Source organism: Ruegeria sp. CDSC002, from assembly GCF_059610905.1.
This window is the reverse complement of the sequence record NZ_JBXWOM010000004.1, coordinates 76,203-94,166: the sequence shown is the minus strand read 5'-3', so window position 1 is coordinate 94,166 and position 17,964 is coordinate 76,203. Positions and strand designations below refer to the sequence as shown.

Sequence of the window (17,964 nt, the reverse complement as noted above, 5' to 3'; positions counted from 1 at the left end):
GGAGAGGGTTCGGTCTGGGTGCTAAGTTACCTTGACAGTTAGGCTACCCAATTTGTCGACCGACAGCACCAATACATCGCCGCGGTTTACTGGACCAACTCCAGAGGGCGTGCCAGACAGGATAACATCGCCGGCAGCAAGTTCGAAGTAATCGCTCAGGTAAGAGATCATTTCAGGGACTTTCCAGATCATCTGGTTCAAATCACCTTCCTGCCGAATTTCTCCGTTCACCGATAGGCGAATTGCGCCTTCGTCGAGCGGTCCAACATCTTCTGCTTTGTGCACCGGTCCACATGGAGCTGAGCGCTCAAATGCCTTCCCGATTTCCCAAGGACGACCCATTTTCTTCATTTCGCCCTGTAGATCTCGTCGGGTCATATCCAGTGAAAGCCCGTAGCCGTAGACGTGATCCAGAGCATCTTCGACAGAAATTTTCGTGCCGCCGGATTTAAGCGCCACATACATTTCAGCTTCATGATGTACGTCCGAGCTGTGAGCCGGATATGGAAATTCTCCGGATGGATCGAGGTTGTCGGGGTTCTTTTGGAAGAAAAATGGGGGTTCACGATTTGGGTCGTGGCCCATTTCTATGGCGTGCGCCGCGTAGTTTCGACCAATGCAATAAACCCGACGTACCGGGAATATGCCACCGCCTTCTACCGGTATTTCGTGAACCTTCACCGCGGGAATTACAAGATCGTGCATCGCTATCCTCCTGAACACATCGTTGCCAAAGATCGGTTTGCCAATCTGTGGCCTTGTTCCGATCGATGCTGTGCCACACCCGAAAAGACGTAGCTCTTGTCTCAGTCATCGCCAATGTGACCGTCGATTTGCAAGAGGTTCAGCCGCTGCTTGGCCCAACCATTTCCCAAATTGGTCGGGCGCTAGTTTAGTGGTCGGCCTCAAGACTAGCTGGCAACACGCGGGAGTAAACGGACCTCAGATGCGCCAACATGGCCTGCGCCGCCTGTTCTCCGTCTCCACTCGATATCGCCGACAGGATCAAGTCATGCTCTCGAAAGCTGGAATAATCATCTGGGGGTTTATAGGTTTTACGAGGTTGTCCCCACACAATGGACCTTCGAACGGAATTCAGAGTCTCGAAGAAATACAGGAAAAGCTGATTACGCGTTGCCCGGGCTATCGCGTGATGCAAATTATTGTCCCATGCTTCATATGTGCGCCAGTCTTCTGCGGCTCGGCACCTCTCAACGCAGAGCCTCATTTGCTCACGGTCCGAACGCGTAGAATGAAGCGCGGCAAGGCGGCTAAGCTGCGGCTCGATGGTAAACCGAACACCCACAACTTGTTCAGGCTTAATCTGTGCACCCAAATAGGTCACGTCCGTCAGATTTAGAACCGGTCGGGCACCAACGAACGTGCCCCGACCCACATGCCGCCAGATAAGCCCCTGCGCCTCTAGTTCGGCCAATACGCGCCTCAGCTGGTTTCTGGTTGTACCTAGCCATTGGCACAGTTCCCTTTCAGGTGGAAGTCTATCGTTGTGCCGGTATCCCGCATTGTCGATCAGGTCCCGGACACGTTGCGAAAGTTCTGAAGGCTCACTCACATTGCCACCCAATTTGCTGATTGGTTGATTGATTGAAACGCCAAGTCGGCAAAAACTCAAGGGCAAGTGACAACCAAATCTGAGTCGCCGGCCAAGATCGGTGACCTAAGTGGGCGCCAGAATGTAGGAGGAGAGCCGAGTGCGTTTAGCGACTGTTTCAGTAGATAGCCACGCCGTTTGCGTCGCATTGCTTGCTAACGGAAGCATGGTGGATGTTTCGCGTGCGTTTAAGATGCTCATGCCGGATACGTCTCTTGATGTAAGCACAATGCAGCTGATTATCGAAGGCGGTCAGACCTCACTTGAAGCGTTGAACGCCGTTGTTGCTGCGGGTGAGGCTGGCGAACTCAAGGACTTGCTCGTCCCCGAAGACGCGCCTCTTCTGTCGCCCATTCCCACGCTACGTAAGAACGTTTTCTGTGTGGGGCGAAACTACGCTGAGCACATCGCAGAAGGTGAACGGGCGCAAAAAGAGATAATCGGCATCACCGAACATCCGGTTTTCTTTACTAAGCCGCCGACCTCGGTCGTTGCACCAGACGCCGACATCCTACTCTTTCCCTCGGTGTCGCAGTCCATCGACTACGAAGTCGAGTTGGCAGTCGTGATAGGGAAGCGCGGGCGTAACATCAGCAAGGCAGATGCGTTTAATCATGTCTTTGGGTATTCTATTCTGAACGACATAACCGCCCGAGACATACAGCGCCGCCATGGCGGCCAGTACTTCAAAGGCAAAGGGCTTGATGGATCTTGCCCAATTGGTCCCTACATCGTGACCGCCGATGCCATCAGCGATCCGCAAGCTCTGTCGATCGGACTGACAGTAAACGGTGAGCAGCGCCAAAACGGGATGACGTCGGACATGATATTCGACATTCCAACGTTGATCGCATCCTTGTCAGAAGGCCTGACACTAGAACCGGGAGACATCATTGCGACAGGTACGCCATCAGGCGTCGGATACGCAATGGAACCGCCGCAGTTTTTGAAAAACGGGGACGTCGTAGTTTGCGAGGTTTCCGAAATCGGCACGCTAAGGAACACAGTGCGCGCCGTATAATGGCTCCTACGCAGCAATCGCTGTGAGGCGTCAACATTCAAGGGAGGAAGACTACAATGATGAACAGAAGGACTTTCACAGCGTCCCTGCTTACTGCTGTTCCAGTAGCAGGAGCACTAGGAACAATGGGTTTTGCGCAAGACTTGCGTGAAATCACCTTCGTGCAACCAAGCCCTTCGGCAATCAACTCATTTCCTGTGTTTGTCGCCATTGGCGAAGGGTACTTCGCAGATGAAGGATTGAACGTGACAGTCGAGGCTATCAACGGCTCAGGCGCCGTGCTTCAGGCGTTGTCTGCTGGGCAAGCGCATTTCGGTCGCCCTGGACCCGGACCTCTGATTGCAGCGCGGTCGCGCGATGTGGATGCCGTACATATCTACAACGTGGCGGCACGCAGCAACTTCGGCATCGCGGTGCCAGAAGACTCTGAAGTCCAAAGCGTTGAGGAACTGCGAGGAAAAGTCATCGGAACCGGCACCGCAGACGGTGCCGAAGTAGGTTTTGCACGAAACGTCTTGACCGGTGCAGGTATGAAAGAAGGTGAGGATTTCACATTTCTTACTGTTGGCGACGGCGGCCCTGCGACTGCAGCTTTCCTGAACGGTGAAATCGACGCATATTCTGCTTCGACGGCAGATACAGCAATCCTGAACCAGCGCGGAATGAAGGTGCGTGACATTACGCCTGCGGAATTCGGGCGTTTCTTCGGAAACGGTATCGCCACAATGGCTGACACAATCGCCAACGATCGCGAATTGGTCGAGGCCTGGAGCCGCGCGTTCGCACGTGGCCATGCCTTTGCTCTCGATGATGCTAACCGTGAAGCTGTGCTGAAGCATCTGGCGGACGGCAATCCGCAAGAAGGCGAAGACAAAGAATTCCAGGCCGCGCTGTTCGATGCCGTACGCTCGAAAACCATAGCAGCGGATCCAAGCAATGGTCTGGGATGGTACCCCGCCGAGGTTTGGCAAGAATGGCAAGACGCACTTGTCGCAGGGGGCGAAATTCCGGGACCGCTTGATGACTTGAGCGCCGCCTGGACCAATGAATTTGCCGCCATTGGCAACGAGGCCGCCAGCAAATGAACGCTGCAGCCGCACAAGAGTTTTCCGGCGCGCCCTTGGGCACGCCGGTCTACGAATTGACCCATTTAAGCAAGACCTATGCACGCAACCTTGTTGTTGCGCTTGAGGACATTAATCTGACGTTACGGAAAGGCAGCTTCACTTCTGTCATTGGGTCCAGCGGGTGCGGGAAATCCACACTGCTCAAAATCATGGCGGGTTTGATCCCTCCCACCAAAGGGCGTGTGATCCTACAAGGTCTGCCAGTGACCGGTCCCCGGCGAGACATTGGTATGATGTTCCAGCAGGCGACACTATTCCCCTGGAAAACGGCCGTGGAAAACATCGTGCTGCCAATCGAGATCCGCGATGGCAAGGCAGCCGCCAAGCAAGCAATTGGCAAGGCTCACGAACTTTTGGACATCGTGGGTTTGAAGGGGTTCGAAAACGTATACCCGAACGAATTGTCGGGCGGCATGGCACAGCGCGCCTCAATCTGCCGTATGCTGATCACAGAACCAGCCGTGCTTTTGTTGGACGAACCGTTCAGCGCGCTGGACGAGCTGTCACGTGACATGATGAATATGGAACTGCAGCGGATTTGCCATGAACAGGATGCGACTGCTTTTCTTGTTACGCACTCTATTCAGGAAGCCGTGATTTTGTCCGACGAAATCGTCGTGTTGAAACCACGCCCAGGCAGGATTGCCGAGATCGTGAAGGTCGACCTGCCACGCCCACGTACGTTGGATATGATGACCACGCCCAAGTTTGGCGCTATTGTAGACTACATTCGCGGCCTCCTGGATAAGGGAGAAGAAATGTGAGCGACGTTCATAACCACTCACCTTCCCTAAAGGATTCTGACACCGCAGAAGACACTGTATGGGAACAGAAAATTCACTTTATTGACTCGATCCCACGCTGGCTGGCGATGACCTTTGTCTTCGTGGTTTTCGTGGGCACATGGCAAAGTGTCACGAGCCTTGGGCTGGTTTCCCCAATCATTTTGCCGACACCGATGGAAACCCTGAAAGATATGATCTTCGTGGGACAAAACCTATTGACTGGCGGCTACATGCTTGGGGCGCTGTGGATCACAATCAAAGAAGTTATCTATGGTTTTGCGCTGGCAATCGCGATCGGTTTTTCGCTGGGCGTATTGGTGGGGGAAACTGCATTTGGTGAAAAGGCCGTGATGCCTTACCTGGTGGCTATAGATACCATGCCAAAGGTAGCATTCGCCCCGCTTTTCGTAGCGTGGTTAGGCTTTGGCATTGAATCAAAGGTCGCGCTTGCCGCCTTTATCGCGACATTTCCAATCGTGGTTGGTACCGCCGCTGGGCTTCACGCCGCCGATGAAAACGCGCGTATGCTTTTCAAGACGATGGGCGCAAGTCGGATGCAGACATTGATCAAGATGAAACTGCCAACCGGCCTACCGCAGGTTTTTACTGGCCTCAAGATCGGAGCGGTCGGCGTAATGGCTGGTGCGATCACAGGAGAATTCCTGGGTGGTGGCAAGGGATTTGGCGAACTTATCCGAGTTGCGGCCTCGCAGCTCAACACGCCGCGCGTCTTCTCGTTGATCCTGTATCTCAGCCTTGTCGGTCTGGTGGTATTTGCATCGGTGGTTTGGACACAGCGTAAATTGGTGTTCTGGCACAAGGAACAGGTGGGAAGAGATGACTTCTGAGCCTGTGAATATAGACTGCCACACCCTGCGTGAATTTGTGGCGGTCGCGCTCGAAACTCGAGGTGTGTCAAAAACAGATGCGGACAAGGTGGCCTCGTTGATGGTCGAGGCCGACATTTATGGCTACGGCACGCATGGTGTCTTTCGCCTGCGCCAGTACCTTGCCCGGCTGGCGGGAGGTGGCTCCAATCCTACGCCAAAAGTAACTGTAGAACATGAGACTGTCGCAACCGCTTTGATCGACGGAGACGATGGCCTCGGCCATCTGGCTATGTTGGCGGCGCGGGATCTTGCAATTGAAAAGGCTAAAGCGACCGGTATCGGGTGGGTTGGTGTTCGGCGCGGCAATCACGCGGGACCACTCGCACTTTATGTACGTCCGCAAGCCGAGGCAGGGCTGCTTGGTATGGCCGCGGCAGTGGGCAGCGCGAACCACGTCCCGCCTTATGGCGGTAGCGATTTGCTTCTTGGCACCAATCCCATTGCTTTTTCCGCCCCTGCCGATGGTCCCGACCCGTTTGTGTTTGATATGGCGACGACCGTAGCCGCGATGGGCAAGATCAAAACCCTGTTGCAGCAAGGCAAGCCTATGCCCGAAGGCTGGATGGTTGGACGTGATGGAAATCCATTGACGGACCCCGCCCTCAAGTCAGAAGGATTTCTGTTGCCGATTGGGGGTCCGAAAGGGTTCGGTCTTTCCGTAGCTATCGGGTTGATGGCCGGGGTCTTAAACCGCGCGGCCTTCGGTTCCGATGTGGTCAATTTCACCTCGGACACAACTTCATCCACAAACACCGGCCAGTTCGTTATGGCGCTCAATCCGGCAGCCTTTGGGATGGGCAATGACTTTGCTTCTAACGCAGCCCGCGTCTTCTCTGAAATGCGCGCATCCGCCCCCCTGCCCGGTCATGACCCGGTGCGCTTGCCCGGAGACGGCAAAACGGCTGCCGCAGAGGCCCGCCGCAAAGACGGTGTGAGGCTGAATCCCGCTCTTTGTCGAGACCTCAACAAACTTGCTGAGGACTGTGGGTTATCCCCTCTGTTTCCTAGTCTCAGCGCCGACTAGCAGCGCATCCGTGGGAAGCTGGTAGGCGCTTTTTACTAGGGTTTAGCGAGGTGTCTCGTCCTCTGCCTCCAGCGCTTTCACAAGAGCAGAAAGTTTGTTCATCATGTGAAGCTTCATGGATTTCCCAAGCCCATCTGCATTACGGGCCCTGAGTAACTCCATCATGGCTTTGTGTTCGTAAATGGCCTGCGCCCAGCGCTCGTCCGACAAGTTGGCCATAAAACGTGCGCGGCGGACCCGTGCGGCCAACAGCTTGTGGTGGCTCGCAAGGATATCGTTTCGCGCGCCACGTATCAGTGCCTGATGAATGTCCTGATTGGCCTTAAAATATGCCTGTCGGTCATGTGACTTATAGGCTTTCAGCATATCGGCGTGGCGACGTTCGATTAGTTCAATTTCAGCGGAATCCAGGTGCTGACATGCCAACTCTCCCGCCAGTTGCTCAAGCGTCGCAAGCACTGGAAATGTATTCTCCAATTCCTCTCGCGTGACACTTGCGACGCGGGCCCCCCGGTTGGCTTGAAGTACCACAAAGCCTTCTGATGCAAGCACCTTTAAAGCTTCTCGCAAAGGTGTCCGCGAGACCCCCAACGAGTCACAAAGCTGCTTCTCGGGCACTTTTTCACCCGGCTTTAGCACATCTTCGACAACCAGGTTACGCAGCCTTTCGACCAGTTCTTCATGAAGGGTCGGGCGATTAATGCTGTCCGTCAGGTTCATTTCCATTTCCTAAACATCAAGAACCAGATCCAACAGGCGCGCGACGTGCATGGGCTTCCGCTGCGTACCTTCGGCGATTTGATGGCGGCAAGATGTCCCATCGGCCACGATAACTGCATCTATAGGTGCTGCTTCCAACGCCGGGAACAAGTCAAGTTGTGCCATCTTTATCGAAACATCGATAGTTTCAGGCGCATACCCAAACGCCCCGGCCATTCCGCAACAACCGCTTTCTATCATGTGAACCTGTGCCTCCGGAATACGCTTCAAAAGGTTGAGCATCGGTGTGACGGCATCGTGTGCTTTCTGGTGGCAATGCCCATGCACATAGATCGGGCGATCCAACGGCTTCAGGGCCAAGTCCGGCTGATCGGCCAGAAATTCCTCAAAGGTACGCGTTGCATTCGACAACATCTCCGTTTCCGGCCCCGGGCAAAGCGCCAAAAACTCATCCCGGAACGTGAGGATAGAGGAAGGTTCGAGCCCGACTACTGGAACACCTTTTGCAACCGCCTCTCGCGTCGCGTCAATCACGCGTTGTGCCTCGTGACGCGCTTCGTCGACGCAGCCCATAGCTAAAAGAGTACGTCCGCAATCCAATGCCCTGTCGGATTGATCGTCTCGCGCCACGGCCACCCGAAGTCCGTTTGCCCGCAAAACCCGGACAGCGGCGCGTAAATTTTCCGGTTCGAAATACCGGTTGAACACATCGGCAAACAGCAACACCTGCGGATCATTGTCCTGAGCCTCGGCATCACGGAACGGAGCAAAAGACCACACTGGCAGATCACGTCGCGCTGAAATACCAGTCGGTCCCTCCAATAGCTTACGCGAGGGTGCAATTTTGTTTCGTAAATTCATAAGCCACGCGACTTTCGCGGCTTTTGGTGCATATCGGGGCAGGTAAGCTATCAATTTGTCTGCCAACGTCAGCCCATCTTTTTTTCGTTTTGCTGACAATACTTCGATTTTCATTCGCGCCATGTCGACGCCGGTCGGACATTCCCGAGCGCAAGCTTTGCAGGACACGCAGTACTTCATTGTGTCCAACATGGCATCGGACGACAAACCGCCCGGCATCTGCCCGCTGATCGCAAACCGCAGCGTATTTGCCCGTCCACGCGTAACATCACGCTCGTTTCGGGTCGCTCGGAAAGATGGGCACATAACCCCACCCTTGAGCTTGCGGCATGCACCATTGTTGTTGCACATCTCGACGGCGCCCTGAAACCCTCCTCCGGAACCTGGCCAAGCGGACCAATCCAGCGTCGTTTCGAATTCAGGAACCGAATAGCCCTGACCATAGCGGAACAATCGCCGGTCATCCATGGCGGGCGCGTTCACGATCTTGCCGGGGTTCATCACCCCGTTGGGATCAAACCGGTTTTTAACCTGCTCAAACGCAGAAACGATACGCTGACCGAACATCTTCTCATGAAATTCTGATCTTACGATCCCGTCACCATGTTCACCTGAATGAGATCCTTTATATATTTTGACCAGTTCAAATGTTTCTTCGGCGATCGCCCTCATTGTCCGGATGTCTTTGTCCTGCCGCATGTTCAGCACAGGTCGCACGTGTAAACACCCCACCGAGGCATGCGCGTACCATGTTCCCTTTGTGCCATGTTTTGCAAAGATTTCGGTCAGGCCAGCGGTGTATTCGGCGAGGTCGGGCAGCGGGACAGCGCAATCTTCGACAAAAGAGAGTGGTTTTCCCGCCTCTTTCATCGACATCATGACATTCAACCCGGATTTTCGGTACTCGGCGATAGAATTCTGCAAAGAGTTGTCCGTAACAGAGACAACGCCGCCCCACCGGTTTTCCGCACCGCTGAAAGCAAACCCGAGATCTCCCATCAGTTGCGAAAGCTCGACCAGTTTTGCGGCATTTGCCTCGACGCTACCCTCGGCGAATTCCACCAGCAGTAGGGCTTCAGGATTGCCTTCAACAAATGCATTAATCGTTTCGCGAAACAATGGGATTTCACGCCCCAACGCAATCATGGTGTCGTCGACCAACTCTACCGCCTGGGGGTTGAGTGTCACGATGTGCTGAGTGGCCTCCATTGCAGCACGGAATGTCGGGAAATGGCACACACCAGTAACTTTCGCACCCGGCAACTGTGCCAAGCTTAATTCCAGTTCTGTGAAATAGGCCAATGTGCCTTCTGACCCCACCAATAAATGGGACATGTTGATGTCGTTACCGATGAGGGCGTCGATATTGTACCCGCCCACACGGCGTTGGACTTTGGGAAAACGAGCGTCAATTTCAGCAGCCTCGCGACGCCCAAGAGCGCGCATATCACCAACAAGATCCGCATAATCGCCTGATGCGGCCGTATCAGCGCTGAACCGCGCTTCCGTGCCGTCAACCATGATTGCGTTTATCGCACGGACGTTGTCTCGCATGATCCCGTATCGCAGAGATTTTCCACCTGAAGAATTGTTTGCCGCCATCCCCCCAAGAGTGCAACGAGACGCTGTTGAGGGATCCACGGGAAACCACAGGCCATGCTGCTTCAACGCTTGGTTCAATTGATCCAGAACAACACCGGGCTGAACGCGCGCGATACGTTTCTCAGCGTCTACGTCAAGAATACGATTCAAGTGTTTTGTGTTGTCCAGCACAACACCCTGATTGACTGTTTGCCCGCATTGCGACGTGCCGGCGCCGCGCGGTAGAACCGAACATCCTTCGTCCCGCGCAATGGACATCACGGCTTGGACATCTTCTGTGGACCGGGGGATCACCACAGCGTCCGGTATCATCTGATAGATTGAGGCATCGGTCGAGTATCGAGCAAGCGATGCCGGATCTGACATCACTTCCCCCCGTACATCAGACAACAGTCGGCGGTACAACGATCCATTCTCTACCATCAGGTTCGCCTTCCCTTCCCTGTAAGCCTAATTAGACCTTTCACTTCATCGTTGACTGAATAATGAATTCATAATTAACTTTTGCAATAGATAATAGCGCCACTTTTTTGGCACCAGCGTAAGGATCAGTTCAAATGCGTCAGGCGGGTAGACACTTTTTGCAGATTCCAGGGCCAAGTGCTGTGCCAGATCGAATCCTGAGAGCCATAAGCACGCAGACCATTGACCATCGAGGACCCAATTTTGCAGAAGTCGGGAATAAAGCCCTCAATGGAATGAAGACGATTTTCAAGACAAAACAGAACGTCTTTATCTATCCTTCATCCGGCACCGGTGCGTGGGAAGCCGCACTTGTGAACACGGTTTCGCCGGGCGAAAAAGTTCTGATGTTTGAAACAGGACATTTCGCTTTCATGTGGTGCAACTTGGCTGGAAAACTAGGATTGCACCCAGAGCTGATCGAAGGGGATTGGCGCGGCGGCGCGGACCCCAATCAGATTGAAGACCGTCTACGTGCGGACAAGCAGCACGACATCAAGGCGGTTTGCGTCGTTCACAACGAAACGTCCACCGGGTCAGTCTCATCAATTGAGGAAGTGCGCAGGGCCATAGACGCTGCAAAACACCCCGCACTTCTAATCGTGGATTCCATCTCCGGCCTTGCGTCGATTGATTTTCGGTTCGATGACTGGGGGGTCGATGTGTGTGTCTCCGGCTCGCAAAAAGGACTGATGTTACCGCCTGGTCTGAGCTTCAACGCCGTGAGCGATCGGGCGCTAAAACACTCAAAATCTGTGACCACGCCGCGAAGTTACTGGGATTGGCAAGATATGGTCGGACCAAATCAGAAGGGGTTCTTTCCCTACACCCCCGGCACCAATCTTCTCTATGGATTAAATGAGGCCATAGACATGTTGCACGAGGAAGGGTTGGACAACGTTTTTGCCCGTCACTCCCGACACGGAGCCGCGACACGGGCTGCCGTGCGCGCCTGGGGTCTTGAGGTTTTGTGCACACATCAAGGTCAGGAATCGGGCGTCTTGACTGCGGTTAAGGTCCCAGAAGGTCACTCCGCCGATGCGTTTCGTGCTACGGCGCTTGAGCACTATGACATCTCACTAGGAAATGGTCTGTCCAAGGTAGCCGACAAGGTGTTCCGCATTGGTCATTTGGGCGATTTCAACGACCTAATGTTGATGGCCACCCTTTCTGGCGTAGAAATGGGGCTAGCCAAGAGCGGTATGCCTCATCACGGAGGCGGCACTCAGGCTGCCTCGGAACATCTCAAGGCTGCGTAGCGCCGGCTAGACGGATACACTTTCATCAGCGCTCGCACGAATTCCAGCAGTTGGGCGGAAAGCGATCATTCGCTGCGATTGCGGAGTCACGTGGTTCTTGCTGTCAAAGTGGACCTTCGATTTCGCATCGTCGATGGAAGTACATTTGGCCTCCCAAACCAAAGATTAGACCAAATGAAAATTCAAAGAGTCGATCCAATGCGCCACGCCAGGGCTCAAAGCAGATTTCTTTGATAACATGTAGAAAAACTGTGCAGACATTCCGCTGCATGTAAAAATATGCTGATAAAATAGGCAAACTGGCAGCCTGATGAAACGCTTAGTGGCCTTGGAATTGCGATCGATGAAGCTTGGGCTCACTTGGGTGCCTATGAAACAACACCTTACTGTCGTTGTCGTCGAGCAGAACCAAGAACGTGCCTTTGCAATTGTGGATGCCTTAAAAGAGTCTGGAGACGTAGACGTTTCTGTAATCGGCAATGTTTCCGGGCTGGCACGTAGAATTGCAATGCATAGCCCAGACATCGTTCTGATCGACATAGACAATCCATCGCGGGATATGCTGGAAGAGTTGACCGTCGCCTCCGGTCCGATGGAGCGTCCGGTGGCCATGTTCGTCTCGGGCGCTGCGGGTGGATTGGCGAAAGCAGCCGTTGAGGCAGGGGTATCAGCCTATGTAGTCGATGGCCTGCAAGCCGAGCGCATCAAACCTGTGATCGATACCGCCATCGCCCGGTTTCAGGTACTACGCCAGATGAGGACCGAACTGGCCGAGACCCGCCGTGCGTTGGAAGAACGCAAAGTGATTGATCGCGCCAAAGGGTTGTTGATGAAAGCCAAGGGTGTGTCTGAAGACGAGGCCTACGCCCTGCTGCGCAAAACAGCGATGAACCAGAACCGCCGGGTTGCAGAAGTGGCCGAAGCCCTGGTCACGGCCTCGGGTTTGTTGTCATGAAAACCGTGACCTTGCCTGTCGCCTATATGCCTTTGGTCGACGCGGCCCCGTTGATTGTCGCGCGCGAGATGGGATTTGACCATGCCGAAGGCGTGTCTCTGGATCTGCGACCGGCCCCGTCATGGTCATCTCTGCGCGATATGCTGGCTTTTGGGCATGTGGACGCAGCGCATCTGCTGTCACCTGTACCCGTTGCGATGGCCTTGGGTTTGGGCGGTATCTCGACGCCGCTGTCCGCAGTGTCTGTCCTATCCCTGAATGGCAACGTCATAGGCGTTGGAACCCAATTGGCAGGGCGTCTGACCGATCAGGGCTATGACTTCGATTTCACTGATGCCGTTGCGGCTGGGGCTGCACTGGCAAAGGCTGCCGGTGAGGTTTTGGTGTTCGGAGTGCCTTTTCCGTTTTCGATGCATGTTGAACTGCTGCGCTATTGGGTTGCGGGAACCGAACTGGCTTCGAAGCAGGTCGAAATCCGCACTGTCCCGCCCCCTCTCATGGCGCAGGCGCTTGCAGGTGGCGAGATCGATGCCTTTTGCGTGGGCGAGCCTTGGGGCTCATTCGCCGTGGATGACAATGTTGGTGCCTTGCTGCTGCCCGGTAAGGCAATCTGGACCTGCGCACCTGAAAAGGTGTTGGCGGTTAGAAACAACTGGGCCGAAACTGAGCCGCATTTGCTGGGTAGCCTCATGCGGGCCGTTTGGCGCGCGGGACGTTGGCTTTCAAACACGGACAGCCGAACAACCGCGTCCGAGATGCTATCGCGCAAAACCTACCTCAATGTCTCACCCGAACTAATCGACCGTGCATTGATGGGCGAATTCACAATCTCGGCGCGCGGCGAGCAACGCCATGTGGATGGGTTTGTCGAGTTCTTTGATGGCGCTGCCACCTTCCCATGGCGCAGTCAGGCCAAGTGGATCGCGCATCAGCTAGCGCAACGGAACGGGATCGATGTCAGCACAGCCGAACGTCAGGCCGCCCGTGTCTTTCGCAGCGATCTCTATCGGCGCGAGTTGTTCGGGCTGGGTGTCGAAACCCCCGGAGCGTCAGAAAAGCTGGAAGGGGCGCTTCCTGAGTCGACCACCGTAGCCTCGACAAACGGAAGCTTGATTCTGGCGCCGAACGTCTTCTTCGATCGTCGCATTTTCGAGCCAACGGGGTGAGAGTGCCCAAAATTTTTGCAGCGCAGCATCAAATCACGCTGCAGCGCAGAAAAATCACACTTTGACGCTCAAAACCGGATGACGGCCCAGATCAAGGATGTCTTAATCGGGACATCGGAAGGCAACGACGCCCACCGACGGAATTCGCCCACTATCCAGGGCACCTTACAAGAGCAAAGCCGCTCGACCATCCGCCACCTCCTCCCGGCGGACTGTGTCGGCGGCTTTTTTGTTTGCCCAAGAGGTTGGGCTGAACCGAAAGGGATCGAGATGAAAAAGCTTCTTTTAGGCCTCGTCGCAACGACGGCGCTTGTGTCTCCGGCACTGGCCGAGCTGGAACTGGAAAAAGACGAGCTGACTTTTGGCTTTATCAAACTGACCGATATGGCGCCGCTGGCTGTCGCTTACGAGAATGGGTACTTTCTGGACGAAGGCCTGTTCGTGACGCTGGAAGCACAAGCCAATTGGAAGGTCCTATTGGATGGCGTGATCGACGGGCAGCTTGACGGCGCACACATGCTGGCCGGACAGCCTTTGGCCGCCACCATCGGATACGGAACCGAAGCGCACATCGTAACGCCCTTCTCAATGGACCTGAACGGCAACGGCATCACCGTGTCCAACGAGATTTGGGAAGAGATGAAGCCGAACATCCCGGTGATGGAGGATGGTCGTCCCCAACACCCTATCAGCGCAGAGGCGCTTGCTCCGGTCGTTGAGAAATACAAATCTGAAGGCAAGCCCTTTAACATGGGCATGGTCTTCCCAGTCTCGACCCACAATTACGAACTGCGCTATTGGCTGGCCGCTGGTGGGCTGCATCCGGGGTTCTACAGCCCAGACAACGTGACCGGTCAAATCGGTGCGGATGTGTTCCTCTCGGTGACACCTCCGCCGCAAATGCCAGCCACGTTGGAGGCCGGAACGATCTATGGCTACTGCGTAGGTGAGCCGTGGAACCAGCAAGCGGTGTTCAAGGGCATCGGCGTTCCAGTAATTACCGATTACGAACTGTGGAAGAACAACCCCGAGAAGGTCTTTGGCATCACAGCCGAGTTTGCCGAGGAGTATCCGAATACCACTCTGGCAGTGACCAAAGCACTGATCCGCGCGGCACAGTGGTTGGATGAAAATGAAAACGCCAACCGACCCGAAGCGGTCGAAATCCTAAGCCGAGCGGAATATGTGGGCGCGGATTATGACGTCATCGCCAACTCGATGACCGGCACGTTTGAATACGAGAAAGGCGACAAGCGCGAGGTTCCCGATTTCAACGTGTTCTTTCGCTACAATGCGACCTATCCGTTCTATTCGGACGCTGTTTGGTACCTGACCCAGATGCGTCGTTGGGGTCAAATCCCCGATGCGAAGCCGGACAGTTGGTATGACGAAGTGGCCAAGTCGGTTTATAAGCCCGAAATCTACCTGGAGGCCGCGCGCCTGCTGGTCGACGAAGGTCTGGCGGATGAGGCTGACTTTCCCTGGGACAGTGGCGGTTACAAGGCACCAACGCCTGCCGAGGATATCATTGACGGTATCGCCTATGACGGCCGCACACCCAACGCCTACCTCGAAAGCATGTCCATTGGCCTGAAGGGCGAGCAGAAGATCGTCGGCTCGGACGTTCAGGGCTAATTCCTCAGCTCCACGTCCGGCCACGGTCGGACGTGGGCTTCACAAGTGCCCCGCCATCGCAAGGACACATCAGATGACGACCGTCGATCCCGAATTCAACGCAGACGCCGCACGCCAGGAGCGTCGCGCCCGCCTTTTCACCCGCATCAATGCAGCCGACAAATGGTTCCAAGTGTTGGGCCTCAGCTGGGCCACGCCTGTTCTGAAGGCCGCTGCCGGAGACAATCCCCGCGCTCAGATGGCCGAGATTTGGCGCTTGCTGATCGTGCCGTTGCTGTCGATCTTCGCCTTTTTGCTTCTGTGGGGCACGCTGGCGCCCAAGGTACAGACCTCGCTGGGCGCGGTCCCCGGGCCAGCGCAGGTTTGGGCGGAGATGGTCAGCCTGAATGAGGACGCCAAAGCTAAAGCGGCAAAACGCGCCAAGTTCGAAGCCATGGTCGACACGCGCAATCAAAAGTTTATTGATGCTGGCCAGCCGGAGAAGGTGAAAGACGTGGCTTTCACCGGGGCTCCGACCTACTACCAACAGATCTGGACCTCGATCAAAACTGTGTTTTTCGGCTTTCTGATCGCTACTGCCCTCGCAGTCCCTCTGGGCATCGCGGCAGGTCTGTCGCCAACGGCAAATGCGGCGCTGAACCCGCTGATACAAATCTTCAAACCGGTTTCGCCACTGGCGTGGCTGCCGATTGTGACCATGATCGTCTCGGCCGTTTACGTCACCAATGATGGCTGGTTCGCGAAATCCTTCCTGATCTCGGCCATCACTGTAACTTTGTGTTCCTTGTGGCCGACCCTGATCAACACCGCGCTTGGTGTGGCATCTATCGACAAGGATCTGCTGAACGTCTCCAAGGTTCTGAAAATGAACACCTATACCAAGATCACAAAGCTGGTGCTGCCCTCTGCCTTGCCACTGATCTTCACTGGTCTGCGCCTGTCGCTTGGTGTTGGCTGGATGGTTCTGATCGCCGCGGAAATGCTGGCGCAGAACCCTGGTCTGGGCAAGTTTGTCTGGGATGAGTTCCAGAACGGTTCCTCCAGCTCTTTGGCCAAAATCATGGTTGCGGTCTTCACTATCGGTATCATCGGCTTCCTGCTGGACCGTGTGATGTTTGCCCTGCAATCCCTTTTCACCTTCACGAATAACCGGTGAACGCGATGAGCATTTTAAGCTTCAAGGACGCCTCTAAATCCTTCGGTGAAGGCACTGCGCGCGCCGATGTGCTGAAAGGCATCGATCTGGACGTGCAAGAGGGCGAGTTTCTGGTGATCCTTGGTTTCTCAGGCACTGGTAAGACGACCCTGATCAACCTGATGGCCGGGCTGGATCGCCCGACCAGCGGAGAGGTCACGTTCAAAGGCGCTCCAATCAAGGGCCCCGGCCCGGAACGCGGGGTGATCTTTCAAAATTACTCGCTGATGCCTTGGCTGACAGTCAGCGGTAACGTCGGGCTGGCAGTTGATACGGTTTTCCCCGGTCTCAGCAAGGTCGAGAAAGCCGAGAAGGTTGCGCAATACGTGCAGATGGTGGGCCTCAGCCATGCCGCGACGCGCCGCCCGGCGGAACTGTCCGGCGGGATGCGCCAGCGGGTCAACGTGGCGAGGGCGCTGTCGATGAACCCTGAGGTATTGCTGCTGGATGAGCCTCTGTCGGCGCTCGACGCTTTGACCCGTGCCAATCTGGCGGACGAGATCGAACACATCTGGGAAGCCGACAAGAAGACTTGCGTGCTGATTACCAACGACGTCGATGAAGCAATCATTCTTGCCGACCGGATCATTGCACTGAACCCCGATGGCACGCTGGGGCAGGAGTTCCACGTGTCGATCCCGCGACCGCGCGAACGCGGTGCCATGAACAACGATGAGACGTTCAAACGCTTGCGGGCGGACGTCACCAAATATCTGATGGACGTAGGGATCGAGGCCAAGGTCGAAGGCACTCGTACCCTGCCGGATGTCACCCCAATCCACGGGGTTCCAACGGCGGTGGCCGAGGCGCAAAAGGGGATGATTGAGAACCGCTTCCTCGATTTCTCGCAGCTGCACAAGGTGTATCCGACGCCCAAAGGCCCTCTGACCGTGGTCGAGGATTTTGACCTGAAGATCGACAAGGGTGAGTTCATCTCTCTGATCGGCCATTCCGGCTGCGGCAAGTCCACAGTTCTGACCATGGCCGCAGGTCTTAATGACATCTCCAAGGGCGCGATCAAGTTAGATGGCCGTCACGTCGAAGGCGCCGACCCGGAACGCGCTGTAGTGTTCCAATCGCCAAACCTGTTCCCCTGGCTGTCCGCCAAGGAAAACGTCGCGATTGGTGTCGACAAGGTCTACCCCAATGCAAGCCTGGCCGAGCGGCAGGACGTGGTGGAGTACTATCTGGAACGCGTCGGACTGGCCGATGCGATGGACAAATCTGCCTCTGACCTGTCGAACGGGATGAAGCAGCGTGTCGGTATCGCCCGCGCCTTTGCTCTGTCGCCCAAACTATTGCTGTTGGATGAGCCTTTCGGGATGCTCGACAGCCTCACACGCTGGGAATTGCAGGAAGTTCTGATGGAGGTCTGGTCCCGCACAAAGGTGACTGCGATCTGCGTCACCCATGATGTGGACGAGGCGATCCTGCTGGCCGACCGCGTAGTGATGATGACCAACGGTCCGCAGGCGACCATCGGTAAAATCACCAAGGTCGACCTGCCGCGCCCAAGGACTCGCAAGGCCCTGTTGGAGCACCAGGATTATTACGCCTACCGGCAGGAAGTTCTCGATTTCCTTGAAGAATACGAACACGGCGCCAAGCCGAAATCGCCCGCCCCTAAGGCGATTGCAGCGGAGTGAAATC

At 55.4% G+C, this 17,964-nt stretch carries 15 protein-coding genes; 11 read left to right on the top strand and 4 right to left on the bottom strand.

Annotated elements, in window-relative coordinates; translation table 11 throughout:
- Window positions 1–21 precede the first annotated feature (21 nt).
- Both AC2FJE_RS08860 and AC2FJE_RS08855 read right to left on the bottom strand, forming a co-directional pair.
- Entirely contained in the window at window positions 22–705 is a 684-nt protein-coding gene (locus AC2FJE_RS08860; protein WP_058277456.1) for a fumarylacetoacetate hydrolase family protein, read from the bottom strand.
- 187 nt (window positions 706–892) lie between these two features.
- Window positions 893–1,573 carry a FadR/GntR family transcriptional regulator gene (locus AC2FJE_RS08855; RefSeq protein ID WP_108859904.1) on the bottom strand — a complete coding sequence of 227 codons (681 nt, stop codon included), beginning with the start codon at window positions 1,571–1,573 and terminating at the stop codon, window positions 893–895.
- A gap of 139 nt (window positions 1,574–1,712) precedes the next feature.
- Between AC2FJE_RS08855 and AC2FJE_RS08850 the strand changes: the two genes are divergently transcribed.
- The 5 genes from AC2FJE_RS08850 (at window position 1,713) to AC2FJE_RS08830 (ending at window position 6,459) form a co-directional block, all read left to right on the top strand.
- Window positions 1,713–2,633 (top strand): fumarylacetoacetate hydrolase family protein, encoded by a 921-nt coding sequence (locus tag AC2FJE_RS08850; RefSeq protein WP_496760867.1) that lies wholly within the window; start codon window positions 1,713–1,715, stop codon window positions 2,631–2,633.
- A gap of 125 nt (window positions 2,634–2,758) precedes the next feature.
- On the top strand, window positions 2,759–3,718 hold the full coding sequence (locus AC2FJE_RS08845) for an ABC transporter substrate-binding protein (RefSeq protein ID WP_234416594.1): 960 nt from the start codon (window positions 2,759–2,761) through the stop codon (window positions 3,716–3,718).
- Complete coding sequence (locus AC2FJE_RS08840) at window positions 3,715–4,524, top strand: ABC transporter ATP-binding protein (protein WP_496755668.1); 810 nt, start codon at window positions 3,715–3,717, stop codon at window positions 4,522–4,524. The genes AC2FJE_RS08845 and AC2FJE_RS08840 overlap by 4 nt, the downstream gene beginning before the upstream one ends.
- Window positions 4,521–5,393 (top strand): ABC transporter permease, encoded by an 873-nt coding sequence (locus tag AC2FJE_RS08835; RefSeq protein WP_496755669.1) that lies wholly within the window; start codon window positions 4,521–4,523, stop codon window positions 5,391–5,393. Before AC2FJE_RS08840 ends, AC2FJE_RS08835 begins: the two co-directional genes overlap by 4 nt.
- A complete protein-coding gene (locus AC2FJE_RS08830; RefSeq protein ID WP_496707415.1) occupies window positions 5,383–6,459 on the top strand; it encodes an Ldh family oxidoreductase in 1,077 nt (358 codons plus the stop codon). Before AC2FJE_RS08835 ends, AC2FJE_RS08830 begins: the two co-directional genes overlap by 11 nt.
- 42 nt (window positions 6,460–6,501) lie before the next feature.
- Here AC2FJE_RS08830 and AC2FJE_RS08825 read toward each other — a convergent pair whose 3' ends face one another.
- Window positions 6,502–7,179 (bottom strand): GntR family transcriptional regulator, encoded by a 678-nt coding sequence (locus tag AC2FJE_RS08825; RefSeq protein WP_496698254.1) that lies wholly within the window; start codon window positions 7,177–7,179, stop codon window positions 6,502–6,504.
- A 9-nt stretch (window positions 7,180–7,188) separates the two neighbouring features.
- Window positions 7,189–10,065 (bottom strand): FAD-binding and (Fe-S)-binding domain-containing protein, encoded by a 2,877-nt coding sequence (locus tag AC2FJE_RS08820; protein WP_496760866.1) that lies wholly within the window; start codon window positions 10,063–10,065, stop codon window positions 7,189–7,191.
- A gap of 134 nt (window positions 10,066–10,199) precedes the next feature.
- On the opposite strand from AC2FJE_RS08820, the gene AC2FJE_RS08815 reads away from it, so the two are divergent.
- From AC2FJE_RS08815 to AC2FJE_RS08790, 6 genes are all read left to right on the top strand, one after another.
- Entirely contained in the window at window positions 10,200–11,363 is a 1,164-nt protein-coding gene (locus AC2FJE_RS08815; RefSeq protein ID WP_282120624.1) for a pyridoxal-phosphate-dependent aminotransferase family protein, read from the top strand.
- Between the two features lie 370 nt (window positions 11,364–11,733).
- On the top strand, window positions 11,734–12,318 hold the full coding sequence (locus AC2FJE_RS08810; RefSeq protein WP_282120623.1) for an ANTAR domain-containing response regulator: 585 nt from the start codon (window positions 11,734–11,736) through the stop codon (window positions 12,316–12,318).
- Entirely contained in the window at window positions 12,315–13,484 is a 1,170-nt protein-coding gene (locus AC2FJE_RS08805) for an ABC transporter substrate-binding protein (protein ID WP_496760865.1), read from the top strand. Before AC2FJE_RS08810 ends, AC2FJE_RS08805 begins: the two co-directional genes overlap by 4 nt.
- A 270-nt stretch (window positions 13,485–13,754) precedes the next feature.
- Window positions 13,755–15,119 carry a CmpA/NrtA family ABC transporter substrate-binding protein gene (locus AC2FJE_RS08800; RefSeq protein ID WP_496758545.1) on the top strand — a complete coding sequence of 455 codons (1,365 nt, stop codon included), beginning with the start codon at window positions 13,755–13,757 and terminating at the stop codon, window positions 15,117–15,119.
- Window positions 15,120–15,192: 73 nt separating this feature from the next.
- Window positions 15,193–16,275, top strand: coding sequence for an ABC transporter permease (locus AC2FJE_RS08795; RefSeq protein ID WP_496758547.1), 1,083 nt, complete (start codon window positions 15,193–15,195; stop codon window positions 16,273–16,275).
- A gap of 5 nt (window positions 16,276–16,280) precedes the next feature.
- On the top strand, window positions 16,281–17,960 hold the full coding sequence (locus AC2FJE_RS08790) for an ABC transporter ATP-binding protein (RefSeq protein ID WP_496758549.1): 1,680 nt from the start codon (window positions 16,281–16,283) through the stop codon (window positions 17,958–17,960).
- The last annotated feature ends 4 nt before the right edge of the window (window positions 17,961–17,964 follow it).

Excerpts from the sequence above, each read along its gene's own strand:
- AC2FJE_RS08825 (WP_496698254.1), bottom strand. The coding sequence starts at position 7,179 with ATGAACCTGACGGACAGCATTAATCGCCCGACCCTTCATGAAGAACTG.
- AC2FJE_RS08790 (WP_496758549.1), top strand. The coding sequence starts at position 16,281 with ATGAGCATTTTAAGCTTCAAGGACGCCTCTAAATCCTTCGGTGAAGGC.
- AC2FJE_RS08820 (WP_496760866.1), bottom strand. The coding sequence starts at position 10,065 with ATGGTAGAGAATGGATCGTTGTACCGCCGACTGTTGTCTGATGTACGG.
- AC2FJE_RS08815 (WP_282120624.1), top strand. The coding sequence starts at position 10,200 with ATGCGTCAGGCGGGTAGACACTTTTTGCAGATTCCAGGGCCAAGTGCT.
- AC2FJE_RS08810 (WP_282120623.1), top strand. The coding sequence starts at position 11,734 with ATGAAACAACACCTTACTGTCGTTGTCGTCGAGCAGAACCAAGAACGT.
- AC2FJE_RS08800 (WP_496758545.1), top strand. The coding sequence starts at position 13,755 with ATGAAAAAGCTTCTTTTAGGCCTCGTCGCAACGACGGCGCTTGTGTCT.
- AC2FJE_RS08795 (WP_496758547.1), top strand. The coding sequence starts at position 15,193 with ATGACGACCGTCGATCCCGAATTCAACGCAGACGCCGCACGCCAGGAG.
- AC2FJE_RS08830 (WP_496707415.1), top strand. The coding sequence starts at position 5,383 with ATGACTTCTGAGCCTGTGAATATAGACTGCCACACCCTGCGTGAATTT.
- AC2FJE_RS08860 (WP_058277456.1), bottom strand. The coding sequence starts at position 705 with ATGCACGATCTTGTAATTCCCGCGGTGAAGGTTCACGAAATACCGGTA.
- AC2FJE_RS08845 (WP_234416594.1), top strand. The coding sequence starts at position 2,759 with ATGGGTTTTGCGCAAGACTTGCGTGAAATCACCTTCGTGCAACCAAGC.
- AC2FJE_RS08840 (WP_496755668.1), top strand. The coding sequence starts at position 3,715 with ATGAACGCTGCAGCCGCACAAGAGTTTTCCGGCGCGCCCTTGGGCACG.
- AC2FJE_RS08805 (WP_496760865.1), top strand. The coding sequence starts at position 12,315 with ATGAAAACCGTGACCTTGCCTGTCGCCTATATGCCTTTGGTCGACGCG.